General features: G+C 46.0%; 12 protein-coding genes and 3 riboswitches. Of the genes, 1 reads left to right on the top strand and 11 read right to left on the bottom strand.

Features of this window, described 5'->3' with window-relative positions:
- Positions 1-10: 10 nt before the first annotated feature.
- A riboswitch (cyclic di-GMP riboswitch) is annotated at positions 11-91 on the bottom strand.
- Between the two features lie 70 nt (positions 92-161).
- Positions 162-244, bottom strand: a riboswitch (cyclic di-GMP riboswitch).
- Between the two features lie 113 nt (positions 245-357).
- The 11 genes from NSQ91_RS03280 to NSQ91_RS03230 all read right to left on the bottom strand — a co-directional run bounded on the left by NSQ91_RS03280 (position 358) and on the right by NSQ91_RS03230 (position 16,327).
- Positions 358-1,023, bottom strand: coding sequence for a class D sortase (locus NSQ91_RS03280; RefSeq protein ID WP_340916387.1), 666 nt, complete (start codon positions 1,021-1,023; stop codon positions 358-360).
- 102 nt (positions 1,024-1,125) lie between these two features.
- Entirely contained in the window at positions 1,126-1,533 is a 408-nt protein-coding gene (locus NSQ91_RS03275; RefSeq protein ID WP_076130538.1) for a GtrA family protein, read from the bottom strand.
- Complete coding sequence (locus NSQ91_RS03270; protein WP_036679898.1) at positions 1,520-2,500, bottom strand: glycosyltransferase family 2 protein; 981 nt, start codon at positions 2,498-2,500, stop codon at positions 1,520-1,522. The genes NSQ91_RS03275 and NSQ91_RS03270 overlap by 14 nt, the downstream gene beginning before the upstream one ends.
- 97 nt (positions 2,501-2,597) lie before the next feature.
- Entirely contained in the window at positions 2,598-4,376 is a 1,779-nt protein-coding gene (locus NSQ91_RS03265) for a phospholipid carrier-dependent glycosyltransferase (RefSeq protein ID WP_340916384.1), read from the bottom strand.
- Complete coding sequence (locus NSQ91_RS03260; protein WP_340916382.1) at positions 4,366-6,621, bottom strand: glycosyltransferase 87 family protein; 2,256 nt, start codon at positions 6,619-6,621, stop codon at positions 4,366-4,368. Before NSQ91_RS03260 ends, NSQ91_RS03265 begins: the two co-directional genes overlap by 11 nt.
- 400 nt (positions 6,622-7,021) lie before the next feature.
- Positions 7,022-8,422 carry an NCS2 family permease gene (locus NSQ91_RS03255; protein ID WP_036679893.1) on the bottom strand — a complete coding sequence of 467 codons (1,401 nt, stop codon included), beginning with the start codon at positions 8,420-8,422 and terminating at the stop codon, positions 7,022-7,024.
- A 122-nt stretch (positions 8,423-8,544) separates the two neighbouring features.
- Positions 8,545-8,644: riboswitch (purine riboswitch) on the bottom strand.
- Positions 8,645-8,846: 202 nt separating this feature from the next.
- Entirely contained in the window at positions 8,847-9,311 is a 465-nt protein-coding gene (locus NSQ91_RS03250; protein ID WP_340916380.1) for a hypothetical protein, read from the bottom strand.
- A gap of 145 nt (positions 9,312-9,456) precedes the next feature.
- Complete coding sequence (gene guaA, locus NSQ91_RS03245; RefSeq protein ID WP_036679874.1) at positions 9,457-10,995, bottom strand: glutamine-hydrolyzing GMP synthase; 1,539 nt, start codon at positions 10,993-10,995, stop codon at positions 9,457-9,459.
- A gap of 162 nt (positions 10,996-11,157) precedes the next feature.
- Complete coding sequence (locus NSQ91_RS03240; protein ID WP_076277882.1) at positions 11,158-13,497, bottom strand: transglutaminase family protein; 2,340 nt, start codon at positions 13,495-13,497, stop codon at positions 11,158-11,160.
- Positions 13,466-14,821: a DUF58 domain-containing protein gene (locus tag NSQ91_RS03235; protein ID WP_340916376.1), complete on the bottom strand. Its 1,356-nt coding sequence runs from the start codon at positions 14,819-14,821 to the stop codon at positions 13,466-13,468. Before NSQ91_RS03235 ends, NSQ91_RS03240 begins: the two co-directional genes overlap by 32 nt.
- 132 nt (positions 14,822-14,953) lie before the next feature.
- Positions 14,954-16,327 (bottom strand): polysaccharide deacetylase, encoded by a 1,374-nt coding sequence (locus NSQ91_RS03230; RefSeq protein ID WP_340916374.1) that lies wholly within the window; start codon positions 16,325-16,327, stop codon positions 14,954-14,956.
- 107 nt (positions 16,328-16,434) lie between these two features.
- Between NSQ91_RS03230 and NSQ91_RS03225 the strand changes: the two genes are divergently transcribed.
- Positions 16,435-17,103 (top strand): DedA family protein, encoded by a 669-nt coding sequence (locus NSQ91_RS03225; protein ID WP_340916372.1) that lies wholly within the window; start codon positions 16,435-16,437, stop codon positions 17,101-17,103.
- Positions 17,104-17,114 lie beyond the last annotated feature (11 nt).

Raw genomic sequence — 17,114 nt, 5'->3', positions numbered from 1 at the left:
TAAAACTCCTTTCGGTAGCTGGCTGCCATCCTTTCGGGAAGGCCCTTTAGCTTTGCGTCCCTACCTTTCGATAGGTTTGCCGTTATCGTATAAGCTCTATCTGTTCTAGCTTTACTAGATATAATTGATAGAATCCATTTGAAACAAAAAAAGCCTCTTCATTCGGTAGCTGGCTGCCATCCTTTCGGGAAAAGGCCCTTTAGCTTTGCGTCCCTACCTTTCGGAAGGTTTGCCGTTATCGTGTTTAGCTTTCATAGTATAATACTATCATATTTATAGTTGTGAACAAGACCTAATTTACTAGATTACCCATTATTTTATAAATATCTCCCGGTATTTGTGTTTTCTTGTCATTCACTATTCTCCTTTTGTTAATTTGGCATGAACAATCAGCCGATGCGTTGGATTCACTAGCGGATCACATGTAATCAGAGTAAGAATCTTATCCTTGTCATTCCCGTCAAGAACGGAGACATCACTCGGATCTACAACAGAAATATCATACACCTCATAGTTAAACACCTGATCACTAGTCTTTACCGTGATGACATCCCCCACAACAACCTCATTCAATCTGTTAAACAAACGACCCGTAGTTCGAGCCCGATGCGCCGCGATTGCAGCATTCCCGATCTCTCCAAGGGGTGCCGTTTCTTTCATATGGGCTGCAGCATGTTTCATATTAGCTTTTGTAGCCCCTTCTAATACAGGCAGCTTCAAATCAATCTTATCGATTTCAATTAGTGCGATTACTTTGCCACCGACTTCAATCTCCGGTTCAGGCTTTTCTGTCTCTTGGGGTTGGGGCTGTGCCTGGGCATCCAGAACCGATTCCTCTGCTAACAGCTGAGTAACTTCAGCATACCTGCTCCTCAGATCTGACTGGGGAGTACTATCGGCAGTGCTTAGTTCAGCCGCTTCTAATAACTTCTCCTGCTGCCTGTCGTTGTACCACTCGTTAGCTGTCGGATATAACATGATAAGTATCCCAGCCAGTATGAGTAGATAGGAGAATTTACGCAATGTTATTCACCTCCGTATATTGTTTCTATGGTTATATACAAATCAAGCAGAAACAGCTACTTGCCTTTAAGCATAGCAACTCCTTCTGCCTGAAATTAATGTTTAAAATACCCATTTACGACTTCCAAAGAAATTGATGATCACCGTGATAAAGGTAACCAGCACCTTGGAGATCAAGACTTGAATACCTAGTTTGTCTGTCAACAGATGCATTAACAGCAGTGATATTCCGAGCACTACCAGATTCAGCACGATAAACTTGACCAGCTGTACGCGGTCGAAGCCTTCTTTATTCCCCCGGTTGCGATCACGAAAGGTAACTTTTTTATTCAAAATAAAGCTATTCGCCGTGCCTGCACTATAGGAGATCACCTGCGCCAATGCGTATACCATCCCTAGTGAATTCAACAATGTGAAAATCACAAAATCAATAAGCGTATTGAGCAAACCTACGGCATTAAATTTGAGGAACTGTATGAATGCAGCGCGCAAGTTCTTATCTGACATCATTGTGGTCCTTCCGGCGGTCCAGTTGTTCTTCGTTCTGGTAGCCTTTAGTCTCACTAACAATATATAGCGGTCTATCTTTAGACTCGTCATAAATCCGTCCGATATACTCCCCAATCACACCCAACAGCATCAGAACAATACCGTTAAAGAGCAGATTGACACCTACAATGGAAGCCCAGCCCGGAACCGTCCAGGAGGTGAAAAATATCCTTTGGAACAAGACGAAAAATAAATAGAGAAAGCTAGAAAATGAAAGAAAGAATCCAATATACGTAGCAATCTTAAGGGGCTTATGTGAAAAAGAGGTGATGCCATCTAACGCAAAACGAATCATTTTCTTCAGCGGATATTTGGTTTCTCCGGCAAAACGTTCTTCCCGTTCATATTCCACCATAGTCTGCTTGAAGCCAACCCAGCTCACCAAACCTCTGACATAGCGGTTCTTTTCTTTAAGTCCCCGCAGGACATCACATACCTTACGGTCAATAAGACGGAAATCGCCTGTATCCGTAGGAATATCTACACTTGTCATACTGCTGAGCAGGCGGTAAAAAAGCTTCGCGGTGACCTTTTTGAACATCGTTTCTCCGTGGCGCTTCAGGCGTTTCGCATATACAACGTCGTAGCCCTCTTTCCACTTCTCGATCATTTGCAGAATGACCTCCGGAGGATCCTGAAGATCAGCGTCAATAACAACAACCGCTTGACCTTCGGCATAGTCCATGCCAGCTGTAATCGCTACCTGATGTCCGAAATTACGCGAGAAGTCAATCAGCTTGACATGCTCGTCTCGTTCACAGATCTCCCGAATCATCTGGGCGGAACGATCACGACTGCCGTCATTGACGAAGACCAGCTCATAAGTATCGCCGCACTCGTCCATTACTTTTTTCAAACGTTCATAAGTATGGCTAATTACTTGCTCCTCATTGAACATGGGTACAATCACACTATATCTGGCTTTCACCTTTATTCCTCCTACAAGCTTTTTGGAGCGTTACATCCATCTACACTTCATAATAACGCTGCATGCATAAACTTATTTTATAGATTTTTATTAAATCCTAGAAAACCCAAGTAGGGAACCAACGCAGCATATCTTTCACGTAATCTCCACTGACCTGCATCCCTGACAGTACCGGGTAGAAAGCGATAAAGAGCAGCAAAGCAACGGCTACATAGACATACTGTACGTAACGGGCCTTAGGGAATTTACTATCCAGCAACTTCATTATATATACAATACCAAGAATCATAAATGGTACCATAGCAAAATAATGGTAAATAAATGTTTCTCTTGGGACAAGCATCCACGGAACATATTGCGAGAAGAAGGCAATCCAAATCATGTAGAGATTCTTATCTTTACGTTTCAGCGTAATCCACAGTGTTGCCAGCATCGCAAAAATACCCGTCCACCAGATAAGAGGATTCCCCATAGTCACTATACTGCTGACCTGACCTTCCGGCAAACCTTCACCGCCGCTAAAGAACCAGACCGGTCTCTTCATAAACGGCCATTGCCACCATGAGGAAGCAAAGGGATGTGTAGCTACAAGCTGACTGTGGTAGTTGTACATATTCTTTTGGGAATCAATCAAACCTTTTATAGTGAAGCCCTCTGCTGATGCAGATAACCCCGGCACAAAAGATAAGCTGTAAATAATTACTGGAATAATTACAAAGAACCCGATACAACTAGCCAACGTAATAATAGTCTTTTTCCAAAAAGAATCTACTGCTTCACGACAGGTGCCCAGCAATTCCTTGTCTTTAATCTTCCCCTCTGCCAGCAAGCGTCCGGAGGCTTGGTATTCTCTGTAGCGTTCAAAAAGGGAGATAGCCAGCATAATGGCCAGCCCTGCTCCTCCATAGAGCACAATCCATTTCGAAGCTACGCCGATTCCGAAGAATAAGCCAGACCAGAATAACGGAATTAATGTTTTTCTTAAAGGCTGCTTGTAGAAATTCATTGTGTAATACCGCTGCATAAAATAGAACATCAACATAATGAAGAATACTCCGTATACGTCAATCGTGGAGATTCTTGTCTGTGTGAAATGCATGAAATCCAGTGCAAACAATCCTGCCGCGAGGGCGGCGTATTTGCTTTTCTTAAACAAACGAAGCGCCATTACATATATGAGAGGTAACATGGCAACTCCGAACAAGGTTCCGATAATACGCCAGCCGAATGGATTGACTCCGAACAGCTCCATACCTATGGCAATCAAAAGCTTGCCAAGCGGTGGATGCGTATTCTCGTAAGGCACTATCCCGTGTGTATATTCATAAGCTGTTCGCGCATGATAGATCTCGTCAAAATAAGTGCTATTCATAAAGTTAGAATATTCCGGAATGAGCGACTGCTCGTCAAAAAGATTGGCCGCTGCTCCTCTTTTAGGTACTGCGTTAGCATCCGGTGTCACACCGGCAATAGGAAGGGGGATTCTTTCTCCCCCCTGCTCATAAAAGGCCATTTCGTTCAAAGTGAACCCTGGAGAGGTAACTGTAAACTTCACATATCTCGCAGTAACGTTCAGGGGTTGGCTTTTCCAGATGAAGACATTCCCGACATCCTCACTGACATCCATCGGACTGCTCCAGACCTCAGGATTGTCGCTGAATTCCAGCTTGAACTTCCCCGTGCCCACGCCTCCAAAGATATTGACCCGTTCCAATGGTTTACTCTGCCCCAAATCTACATAGAAGCTTTCACCACTGGCAGCAGGCTCCCATAAGGTCTCTGGAGATTTAGTAGAGCCAAGATTATATAAAGCAAGCGCTGCGTAAACGGCCGTGATAGCTATTATGCATATCCAATCTATACGCTTAAACTTCATCGTTAAATCGCCCTCCCTTCTGATGCGGTTTAATTTGCCCGACAACTCTCAAATCTTCTTCATACTGTTCTTCCGGTGTAATTGGCGCTGGAAGAGGTTTTATTCCCTTGCGGACATACACATCGTATCCGATATTCAGCATATAAAGCAGCAATGCTAGATTAGCTATAGCAGTCACTAATACGATTCCGTCTGCACCCGGGCTAACATCTGCATTCAGGTGGGATAAGGTGTACGCCACATTGATGTATTGCGTTAAGCTGAATCCGAGAAATAGCGATAAAAAGCGGCGGTCCCGACTTTCTATATAAGTAAACAAACAAAGAATAAGAGCAGGGAACATATAACGTTCATGCATTTTGGTGCCAAGCACAAAGACCACTACTATGAGCACCATCCCGATAAAATAGGATTTGGTCAGGTCCAAGCGATCCTTTTTAAAGGAATAAAATGCCGCAACAGCTACAGCCACTAAAATAAATATGAAGCCCCATACACGGTATGGAATGCCAAGCCAGGTTAGATTTAGGGATGACCACATCGGATCAGTCAGTGCATACAGATTAAATGCATTCACTGAAGAATACGGATAGGAAGATAACGTACTCTTGTAAAGATCAATAACCCCTACCAATCCTCCGTTATTCCAGAAAAACGGTGCCGCAAGCAATCCGAAGATCCCTAATCCATACAAAGCTCCGAATCCAAGCTGCTTCCAAGCGCGGTGATGATAAAAAGCAAACAACAATACTGGCGTGAATATCAACGCTTGCGGTTTAATTAGCGTCGCTAAGGCAAACAAAATTGCGGAGCGGACAAACTTTTTGTTCGCAGCGCCATGGATACTGAGCAGCAGGAAGATCAAAAAGAATGAATCTGCTTGTCCCCAAGCCGCTGAATTAATAAGTACCGCTGGGTTAAACAGAAACAACAACATTAAGCCGAAAGCTATTCCTGTGCCGAGTTTTTTGCGTGACATTTGATAAATGAAGTAGCCGAGCACCAAATCAGAAAGGATCGCAGGGAGCTTGAAGAGCAAATTCTCTCCACCTGAGCCCTGAGTGAATCCTAAAACGCCACGAATGGCGCTAAGCACGTACAATATGTACAAATAGCCAGGAGGATAATCGGCAAAATAACCTTCTTCATAAAATTTGCCTGGACCTAAATCCACCATACGCTGTCCCCAAGAAATAAAGGTATTCATATCATTCTGATATCCTTGCGCGGTAAGACCAATCCACACTCTCAGGATAAAAGCAATTCCGATGGCAATGCTCAGCCATTTGGAATAAATATTCTCAGGCTGCTTCATAAGCTTCTCACTACGGAATGCCTTAGTATAAAGCACTGCAAAAAACACGCTAAACAGCGCTGAGATCAGCAACATCTTAGTTGGAGATACTTTATGTGGAGTGTCTGCCTTTTTGTCGCCGGCATCTGGACTAACCGCTGAACTATCCAGCGAAATAACGTTAGCCCCTTCGGGAGCCGCGTCTAATTTTTCTACAGCAAAATCATCAAAATAAGCCTTACCTTGAATCAAGCTAGAGTAGCCGCCCAGACTTGCGCCTATGCCAAATGACTTCTGCTCCGGTCCTGTCTGGCCGATATATTCAAGATACTGCCATTCACCTGCCGTATCAGTTACGCTGGGATACCCCCCGCCTACTCCAACGGCAAGAATGTTGGCGCCCATTCCCTCCCCTGCTGTACTTACTACTTTGATCCATCCAGAGATTTTATAATAACTATTCGGCGTAGCCTCAATCGTCTGCACCCATTTCGAATGATTGGGCTCGATATTCTCAATGACTGCTGCCTTGCTGCCGGAATGAACTTCCTCCGATTGGATTGAAAGTAGAGCTGAGTTGTCTCCTGAAATCCACATATCCTTAGTCCAGTTAGAAGGCGCATCATCTCCCCCCTCCTCAAAGCCAGGGTTCTGCAATAGATTCCCCTCTGCATAAATGCTTGTTACAGGAAGCACAAACAATAACAGCATCAATACAGTCATTACGGCCGCACGTGTACTCTTGATCATCGTCCCAACCTCACCTCGTCCTATATTCATCTTAGTCCAGCCAAAAGCATATCCCTTCTGAAAAACAGCTCCCGAATTAGTGTATTTCACCGTTGCTAAGAAATCATTCGGATTGATTTTCTCATAAAAGAGCATATAAATATAGGGTATGTTAACCTTATCTGGATCGCAGACCCTTCCATCCACAATATTCCATTCCATAGGATCGCCCTAAGCTTCAAGGCTCTTATATAGACTCTTATATAGAATAGAAGAATCGCAGTGGCTAAAGCAAATACCGGAGCAAAAAAACAGGCCATTCTATCAGCATAAAGCGAGAGAACTAACAAAATGGTAAGACCATAGGACCATCTAGGGGTTTGAAGTATTTTCAGTACAAAATAAACAGAGATCAGGATCAAGGAGGGAACAAATTGGACTCTAACGCCAAGGCTGCCTCGTCCTGAACATCACCTCTTCAACAATATAATCTAAATCATAGATGATGAAAAGCTAGAAACATAGACTAGGCTGAATGGTTAAGTGCCAACAAAAATATAAAAAAAGGGCCCCCTCAGTTATGAAGGAGCCGTTGAATGCACATCTGTATGCTATATATGAGTTAGCCCGCACTACCAAGAAATACATAACGGAGAATAATCAGAATAGCAAGTACCCACATCATCCAGTGAATATCGTATTTTTTCTTGCCAGCAAGGTTAGCTACACAAGCAAGGATTACATAAGTTACGATACCAAAGGAAATACCATTAGCAATATTATAAGTGAAAGGCATGATTACTAGAGTAAGGAACGCTGGAATCGCAACAACCATATCTTGAAAATCAATTTCGCGAATCGATTGTGCCATGAGCACGCCTACGACAATCAATGCTGCGGCTGTAGCAGATCCAGGGATCAGAGCTACTATTGGTGCAAGAAACAACGCAAGCAAGAAGCACACACCCGTTGTTACAGCTGTAAGACCTGTACGTCCACCTTCAGCAACACCTGCCGCGCTTTCTACAAAAGCAGTAGTAGTGGAAGTACCCAATGCCGCACCACCAGCAACAGCAATGGCATCGACAAACATTGCATTACCTACACGTTTGTTACCTTCTTCAGGGTTGTCCATAATACCAGCGCGTTGAGCAGTACCTACAAGTGTACCAAATGTATCGAACAATTCTACAAAAGTGAATGTTGCGATTGCTGAAACAATACCGGTGTGCAGGATACCATCCCAGTCAAATTCGAAAAAGTTCAATTGCGTCAGGTCAGGCACCCAAGGGGTTGTCGGACTGGACAATGAGCCAAAATCAACTACACCCATCAGTATACCCGCGAGGGTTGTACCCAAGATACCGAATAAAATCGCACCTTTAACTTGCAGTACCATCAGGATGGAAATAAGAAGCAATCCGATAATTACCAATTGTACATCAGTGTTCTCTAAGCTACCCATATGAATAATTGTTTCAAAGGATAGGACATCTGTGAATGTATTGGCGGAAATATCTTTACCAGCTTCGACACCAATCGTCATCAAACCACTGTTCTTAAGCCCAAGGATTGTAATGAACATCCCGATACCTACGGTAATGGCATGCTTCAAGCTGTCAGGAATGGCTGTCAGTAAGATCTGCCGCACTCGGGTAACCGTGAGCAGGATGAAGATCAAACCGGAAATAAATACTGCGGTCAGACCCATTTGCCAAGTGAATGGATGTTCTGAGGTTGCAGAAGACAAAATTACGGAAGCAAAGTATGCATTAAGTCCCATACCTGGTGCCAATGCTACTGGAAAGTTTATAAACACGCCCATTGCAATGGTGAAAATACCTGCTGCCAGCGCAGTCGCTAGAAATACAGAGTACCAGCCCATATCGATGCGGCCAAATGCTGTTAATGTGCTCGGATTAACCGACAGGATGTAAGCCATGGCCATGAACGTAGTCAAGCCGGCCATTATCTCTGTACGTACTGTAGTGCCGTTCTCTTTCAACTTGAAAAACCGATTCAAATTGTTCTCCCCCTAAGGTATGTTGTGGCTGACAGCAACAAAAAGCCGGTATCTGATCGACACCGGCTCGAAAAAAAGAGTAGCACCCATGACTATAGCCCTAGATTCAGGACAATACGGGTTGCTCAGCTCTTCTTAATCGTAGCCAGGTCATTACGGTGACCTCGTAGAAACTTCCAGGCCTATTCCCGGAAATATACGAAAGAATTATGTTGTTGTGCTTTATCATTTTAGGTGGACATCACATAAGTTGTCAATGAAAAAAGCGAACATTTTCGACTTTATTTTTTCTATTGTTCGTAATTCATACATTTTTATCTTTAACTTCAACCCCAAAATTCTTTAAATCATGCAGCTTATTAACTATCAAAAGCCTTTTCAAATGGGTATTTTTCCCTATAAAACAATTTCGATGTTCCCTGGCTTATTGGCCTTTGGAATACTGATAGCTATGCCAAGAATTAGCAAAATGCCCTATAGCTAAACAAATCACTGCAATACCCAACCAGAAAGATCTGCCCCATATTGCCGCAAATCCAAATGCACAAACAGGGAGAACTGCCATGGGAATCGGAAGAAACAATAATGGAGCCCATAATAATCTGAATTGCTGTCCCTTAGCCATATAACGAATCCATAAACCGTAATAAATCGTGATAAATACAAAGATAAGTGCAGCCCAGATCCCGAATTCTACATTTTCAAAGTTATCCTTTGAAATCGCAAGAATGGCTATACATCCCAACTGCCCTACTCTCTCCAAAAGGGTGTAGACGATGCCGGCATCTTTTAAACCGCTGGGAACATGATCGGGCGGAAACTTAATCATCAGTAAACTTGGGGCAAGAATAACCATAGCTATTAGTGTTCCAATAAGTGAGAATCCCATTCTAATGGCTCCTGTAAGTTTATTTTTCCCAGTTTATCACATTTTCTAAAGTTGCTATATAGGGTCCGTCACAAGCTTCACGGTTAATAAAAAAACCTGCAGTCCCTTAATAAATAAGGAGCTGCAGGTTTCTTATTGCTATATGCTATTCCCACTCAATCGTTGCAGGTGGTTTCGAAGTAATGTCATACACTACGCGGTTTACATTCTCAACTTCGTTGACAATACGTACAGAGATTTTTTCAAGAACATCCCATGGGATACGTGCCCAGTCAGCGGTCATGCCATCGATGGAAGTTACTGCACGAACACCTACTGTGTAGGAATACGTACGAGCATCACCCATAACTCCGACACTCTTCATGTTAGGCAGGGCAGTGAAGTATTGCCAAATTTCACGGTCTAATCCCGCTTTAGCAATTTCTTCTTGCAGAATGTAGTCAGAATCACGAACGATGGTAAGCTTGTCCTCTGTTACTTCACCCAAGACACGAATAGCAAGACCTGGACCTGGGAAAGGCTGACGCCATACGATCGCACGTGGCATACCCAGCTCTTCACCGAGTTTACGAACTTCATCCTTAAACAAGGTGTTTAGCGGCTCGATCAAGCTGAATTTCATATCTTCTGGCAGGCCGCCCACATTGTGGTGGGATTTAATGGTTTGCGCTGTAGCTGTTCCACTCTCAACGATATCCGTATAAAGCGTACCTTGTGCAAGGAATGAAAAATCTCCGAGCTTAGCTGACTCTTCGTCGAAGCAGTAGATAAACTCGTTACCAATGATTTTACGTTTTTGCTCAGGGTCTTCAACACCTGCAAGTTTGCTCATGAAGCGATCGCGTGCATCGATTTTCACTACATGAATATCGAATTTGCCTACGAAAGTCTCCATAACGCTTTCTGCTTCACCTTTACGCAGAAGGCCGTGGTCAATAAACATACAGGTCAATTGATCTCCGATTGCACGGTGGATAAGCATAGCCACAACGGAAGAATCCACTCCGCCACTAAGAGCGCAGAGTACTTTTTTATCTCCGACTTGATTGCGAATATCTTGAACGGCTTCATCGATAAACGATTCCATTGTCCATTTGCCGTCGCAACCACAAACTTGGTATAAGAAGTTCGAGATCATCTCGTTACCTTGAACGGAGTGACGTACTTCTGGGTGGAATTGCACAGCGAACAGTTTGCGCTCCGCGTTGCTCATTGCTGCAATTGGAGCACTTTCTGTACCTGCATCCAGCTTGAAGCCTGTTGGAAGCTCAACTACATGGTCACCGTGGCTCATCCATACAGTCTGGCGGTTCTCCAATCCTGCAACTAAAGCAGTTCCTTCTGCAAAGTCAACATCAGCTTTACCATATTCCCGTTTAGCCGAACGTTCTACTTTACCATCAAGCTGATGAGCCATCAGCTGCATACCATAACAAATACCGAAGATCGGCACTCCTAGATCATAAATAGCCGGATCTACGTGTGGTGCATCTTCAGCGTATACACTGCTAGGTCCGCCGGAGAAGACAATTCCTTTAGGCGAAAGTGCTTTAATCTTGTCAACTGGCGTATTGTACGGCAAAAGTTCGCTGTATACTCCCAGGTCCCGAATTCTGCGCGCGATAAGTTGGTTGTATTGTCCCCCAAAATCGAGAACGACGATAATTTCATTTGGCTTGTTCATTACGTGCCTCCCTTGATTATTGGATTCATTATACTCATGGTTAATTCTCATCGTCAAGGAAAGGAGGACACGCCTCTCATAATCAGAGAGTGATAAAACTTCATGCAGAACCTTCCTTGCTATGGCATAAATTAGATAGCGGATCTAAGCGTTCTTAGCCGTTTATGTTAAACGGAAGGTAATGAGCAGACATTCGCGAATAAACGCGGCCGCATCAGAAGCCGCAGGTTCGCCGCCAAGGGCGGGAGCGGAGTCTACGGGATTGTCGCGGGCAGAGATCACGGCTGTGGAGGCCGAAGCTGGCGCGTACGCCAGGGTCTCCCACTGGCGGACAAACTGCCGGACGGCCACGTCTAGTCCGGCATCGTAAATCCGCAGGGAGTCCACATACTCCCTGCCAGTAACGCCGGGCGGCGGCGGTCCAAACCGCTCCGCCAGCCCGTGCCAAGCCAGAGAGGCCGCGCGCAGCTGCCTCTCCCGGCTCAAGCTGCTGCCGCGACGCGCGGCCAGCAGCAGAGCCAGGCTGCGCCGCCAGCGCCAAGCGGCGGCGGGAAGCAGCGCCGCGGCAGCGAGCGGCGCTGAAAAGGGCCCGCCCGCCAGCGGCAGGGCGGGCAGTTCCGCGCTGCGCGTTGCTTGCGGTGCGACTGCTGCGGCCGCTGGCCGTGCCGGCGCAGGGAAGCCAGCCGCAAGCGCAGGACCCGGCGTCGGATCGAAAGGAACCCAACCTGCGCCGGCAAAATAAACCTCTACCCAAGCATGCGCATCCCCTTGGGTGACTAAATACTTCGCCGGCATGGCTTCCTCCTGCTGGGTTCCAGGTCCATAACCTTGAACATACCGCGCTGGAATACCTGTGCTTCGCAGCAATACGGTCATCGCTGTGGCAAAATGCACACAGTAACCCTGTTTGGTCTCAAACAGGAAATGATCCACAAAATCAGCCCCAGCTGGCGGAACCATGGTATCCAGCGTGTAAGAATACCCGTTTTGCAAATAATCCCGAATGGCGGTTGCGGAATCATATCGGTTGCCCGAGGAAGCTGTGAGCTTCTCTGCCAGAGCTTTCACTCGCTCAGGTAATAAATCAGGCAGTTGCAAGTATTTATTCTTTATTTCTTGTGGATCAGCGTCACCCAACCCGCGCAGCAGTACTGGATTACTCTCGGGAAGTATAGAATCAACTATATACTCAGTGATCCGAGTTGACCCCACCGAATCTGGCAGACGAAAGGTATCCCTGTCCTTATTCGCCAGAACATAACCAAGCTGGCTGCCATTGGATAGTTGAACTGTCTCAACATCTGTTAGGGTACCCGCATTGAATACAGGAATTCCACCGGAAGAGGGAATAGCAAATTGTATCCGCTGTTGCAAAGTCCGCCCCCCATTAGTGGTGGTTACCGTCGCCGGAATCTGAGGCAGGCTGGACAAGTTAAGCGGAGTAAACTCCTCACCCCCTCTGATCCAACGGCGACCGTCATAGTAGGCAATGCTCTCCCCGCGCCAATAGGTACGCTGACTGGTCAACGCTGTGAAGACTGGCTCGGTATTGCGTGATAATGGAGCACCCAGTTCTCCATCATTTGTACTATACCCTGTTGTTCCTGCAGGTATAGCCTCATTATCTTCGGGCATATGGCCCGAAGCCCATTCCTGCAGCTTTTCAAAGGTTGACTGGAGTGTAGTTTGGTTAGGCGGTCGTACTTCATATACCTGCCCACCAAACCATGCTGTCATCATGACGAATATAGCAGCCGCTAATGCCAAAACTCCCCATCGGGCATACGGCAGGTGAATGCTGCCCACCCGTTCCCGCAGACGGAGCAAACCACTCATTGCTTGCATCCATACAATAAGCCCGACTGATATTACAACATCCGTTGTCGTATTAACGCCAAAGCCAATATCCAGAACTAATAGATAAATGAGGGTCACCGCTGTAAACAGCAGCGTACTACCTCTGAAAAGTGCAAGCTGCTGCACCGAAGATACCAGCAGCCCCCAGCCAACAATCAAAATCAAAAGTCTGCTGATCTCGCTTAGCTGAGAAACATGCCCGGAAAAGAGCAAAATCAGATCATTTGGAATTTCTACTGCATAAATGCCCAGCCATCCTGTCCCTACGCTCTCGCTGCATAGATATAGCCAAGCTGTTCCGATCATCAAACATTGGATACTTAGCAATAGCCACCCGGGAATCTGAAGGATTCCCCACATCAACAGCACGGCAGCAGAAATCATCAGAATCTGCAGCAATCTAGCAGTATCTTCCAATGAAGTCGTTCTATATAAAGGGAGCAGCCATTCTAAAAACAGCCCCAAAATAGCCAAAGAGAACAGCATGCGATAATACAGAGGTATCTTTCTCTGTTTACCGGCATGACTGTTCTCCAGTTTTTCCAAATGGAGCTGCTTTGGTTCCTTCCCACTGTGCTCATTCATAGAGAAGCTTGTGTCACCCGGTATCCGCTTACCGTAGCGTTGGTTTTCCGGATGATTCATGGTACTCTACCTCCCTGAGCCTGTAAGCTGGCAATGCATCATCCAGACAAAACATCCGTGCTCCCAGACGACCCAGACTATCCCCGACCGTTCCCCGCACAGGCTGGCGGATCTCCTGCAGCATTACCTCAGCAGGCAGCGGAGCTGGCTGATCCCAAGCATAATAGAGCTCAACTTTTACACCTTGCACTAAGAATTTAGCGATAACCTTAGCGGATTGTTCCTCTAATCTTCCGGTCACTATAGCAACGGTCATTCCCGGAATCCAGCCTCTAGAAGCATCCTCCAACAGCTCGGACAGGGTTCTTGTTCCATTCGGAGAAATATCAGTTAGAATATCCAGCACTCTCCCTGGGATTTTACCCAGTCCTTCATGCCTAGCCATTCCTTCCGGCCAGCCTCCGCTAAATAACTGGACATAAGCACCTGACTGCTCAGCAAAGAGCATCAGCCCCATCGCCGTTGACACCGCCTTCTCAAATACCGGAGGCTGCTCCTCCCGACTGCCACGAGGTGTAAGTGCATTGGCTGGAATCTCATAGCTTTTGGGATCATTAGCCAACACGATACAGCTCATTCTTGCCTTTTCACGCTCTGGAACTTTGCTCTGCAGATTTCCTAGCCGGGCGCTGTTCTTCCAATGAATTCGGCTAAGCGGATCACCGGGCTCATATTCCCGCGATTCCATGGTCTCATCATTGCTGCTTCTTCCCCTTCTGGAATAGAGCGAATTACCGCTAATAAAGCCGCTATCCGGGACTCCGCCATAATATAGGGGGGCTGGCAGCACTTTAACACTATGCTCTTCAGCAGGCTCAGATCGGCCTGTGAACCAGCCGGGCAAATCTCCCCAGGTTACTCTACAGCCCTGCAAATGATGATGTCCCCGCGGCATGTTCTCAAGAAGGTAGGTGTATTCAAAAGAGCGTCTGAATCCCGGAAACAGTAGCTTGTGATGTCCTCTGTCCCCCCAAAAATCAGCGATAGTCAGCCATGGCAGTGGAAGCCGGGCAGAGAAATTCACCCGCACCTTCACAAGCAATGTACTTCCAGCTATCGGTCTTACTGGAGTGATTGTCCGTTCAATCTTTATCGCCCGTGGACCTGAAAGTTGAACAATCAGTCCGCCAACCATGATAACGCCTACAGCGATCAGCAGAAATAAGAGTGATGCGCCTCCGCGCCATGCATATAAAACACCTATAATTCCAGCCACAGTCAGCATCCGCAGCCATTCAGCCAACGCACTACGGCTACGCGGATAGCTTCTAACTCTTTCAGTCTTGTTATTTAATTTGTGTTCTACTTTTTTTGAAGAGGACAATGGAACGAACACCCTTCCTTTGGGTCTAGACTTGTTCCCAGCTGAGGAACTTATTACTATCTATTCTTCCCATGAAAAAGGGTGCCCAGACATTGTTTTTTTCTTTTAAAAAAACTGCCTGAGCGCTAAATCTCAGAAGGCTATTACCCGGCGCTCACCTTCCGTCACGCTTATATTTAAAGGAGGATGATCGGCTGTCTCCAGCAGCTCACGCAGCGATACCCAGATAGAACCGCCAATCATCTCCACACTGGCACCGTTTATCTTTTGAACATGATCAGGAAGATTTAACAGGAGTTCCTTGTTCGCCACATCCGCGATGATATCTTTGCCGTTCCAGGCAATCTTCCCACTGCGACTGCCCGCATCCCAACTAATCTGCCCTCCCAGCCGTTCGATCACAGCGCGAAGTGGCACCATATATTTCCCTTTTTGCAGAGCATATTCACCTGGCGCCAGCTTCGTCTCCAGCTTTCCAACCTCCAGCACCAAAGGTTTGCCGGGCGCAAACAGCTCTGCATTCGGTATGATATTCGAGGTGATCCAAGCTTCCGAAGGTTTCACTCTGCCCAAGCTATTTGCTTTTGAGGAGACTCTGAATTGTACAGGCTCCACCGTCTCATCTAAAAGGCCAAAGCTGTACCCAGCAGCCTTATAACGCGCAATAATATCAGGCAGTGCTTTAACACTCTCCTGATGGCCGCCGCCATCATGCAGCAGAAGAATAACCCGAGAGGACTTCAGATCTGCAGTTGACTCTTTTAAGATTTCTGACGCCGGTACCCCTTTGCGTTTAGAATCCCCGCTGTCCACCGTCCAATCCGTAACGATATAACCGGCTTGCTTCAACAAATTGAAGTAGGTATTATCAAAGTGATCAAAGGTTCCGCCCGGGGCGCGGATAAGTTGTGGGCGAACCCCTGTAATGCCCCGAACAATTTCTTCGGTCTTTTTAATCTGGCTCCAAAATTCAGTGAATCCACTATATAAATCATGGTAATTATGATTATAGGTATGATTGCCAATAGCATGTCCTTGTTCCCATATGGCATTAATTAGCTCTGGATGGCTTTTCGCTTGATTACCAAGGACAAAAAAGGTCGCCTTCACACCTTGCTGCTGTAAAATTTTTAGAACGTTGAAGGTATTGTCACTCGGTCCGTCGTCAAATGTAATATAGACCGTTTTTGAAGCTTTCTTTGCGGCCGTAATTGCTGAATATGTTGTCGACACCTTGGATACTTGTGCCGTACTGGAATTCAATTTAACTTCTGGAGAAGCAGTCACAATGGACTCTGCTTTAGGAGGCAATTCTTGCATCGCCACTAACGGGAGATTATTCTTAACAGAGACAGACTCCGCGCTTGCGGAATGTAATGAACGATTCATCCAAGAATCTACACTCTCCCCTGCGTTCCATCCCAGCATTACGATGACGATTACAACCATAACAAGCAATCCGCTTATCAAGTTTCGGCGGCCGTGAGTGTTTTTGTTACCTTTCATCTTCTCTACCTCCAGCATTCTATTGGCTCAAAAGCCATTTGGTAGATTGTATGAAGACAAGCTTCAAAATAGAATAAGGCAACTGCCCCTTGGAGAGTGAGAATCTTATGGAAATGCTGAACTTTATACAAGAATTATTCAGCAAATATGGATATAGCGTATTGTTTTTTGGATTGCTGCTCGAATTCGTTGCCTTGCCGTTTCCCGGAGAAACTACCATGGCTTTTGCAGGTTTTCTTTCCTATACGGGAAGACTTGATTTCATAACGTTGATTCTAGTGGCGTTTGCTGGGACCACAGCCGGGATGACCCTCACCTATTTTGTCGGCTTAAAAGCCGGAATGCCCTTCATCCAGCGATACGGAAAGTGGTTGCTGTTCTCCCCTGCCAAGCTGGATAAAACGCAAAAATGGTCCGAGAGATACGGCAGTATCCTTATTTCCATCGGATATTTTATTCCAGGCGTTCGTCACTTTACCGGCTATTTTGCTGGTATAGTTGCGCTGCCCTTCCGTAAATTCGCCCTCTACGCTTATAGTGGAGCGTTATTCTGGGTAGTGCTGTTTCTTGGCATAGGACGGGTATTTGGTCCGCAGTGGATGGGTATTTTCCATTTATTCGAGTTATATGCACTATGGATTATCTCTGGCGGTGTAGCTATAGCTGCCCTTGTAATCCTGTATCGCTACCGCAAAAAGATAAGCATCCGCCTGTTCCCGCGCAAAGCTGCCATAAAGCTACAGACTCAGGTTAAAAAAACTTCCAAGGGACGGTGAAGCCACCGCCC

The organism is Paenibacillus sp. FSL R7-0048, from assembly GCF_038004505.1.
GTDB lineage: Bacteria > Bacillota > Bacilli > Paenibacillales > Paenibacillaceae > Paenibacillus_AQ > Paenibacillus_AQ odorifer.
This window is presented reverse-complemented; position numbering and strand designations above follow the sequence as displayed.

Coding starts and splice junctions, on each gene's coding strand:
- NSQ91_RS03265 (WP_340916384.1), bottom strand. CDS start 4,376: ATGAAGTTTAAGCGTATAGATTGGATATGCATAATAGCTATCACGGCC.
- NSQ91_RS03225 (WP_340916372.1), top strand. CDS start 16,435: ATGGAAATGCTGAACTTTATACAAGAATTATTCAGCAAATATGGATAT.
- NSQ91_RS03275 (WP_076130538.1), bottom strand. CDS start 1,533: ATGATGTCAGATAAGAACTTGCGCGCTGCATTCATACAGTTCCTCAAA.
- NSQ91_RS03250 (WP_340916380.1), bottom strand. CDS start 9,311: ATGGGATTCTCACTTATTGGAACACTAATAGCTATGGTTATTCTTGCC.
- NSQ91_RS03260 (WP_340916382.1), bottom strand. CDS start 6,621: ATGGAATGGAATATTGTGGATGGAAGGGTCTGCGATCCAGATAAGGTT.
- NSQ91_RS03230 (WP_340916374.1), bottom strand. CDS start 16,327: ATGAAAGGTAACAAAAACACTCACGGCCGCCGAAACTTGATAAGCGGA.
- guaA (WP_036679874.1), bottom strand. CDS start 10,995: ATGAACAAGCCAAATGAAATTATCGTCGTTCTCGATTTTGGGGGACAA.
- NSQ91_RS03240 (WP_076277882.1), bottom strand. CDS start 13,497: ATGAATCATCCGGAAAACCAACGCTACGGTAAGCGGATACCGGGTGAC.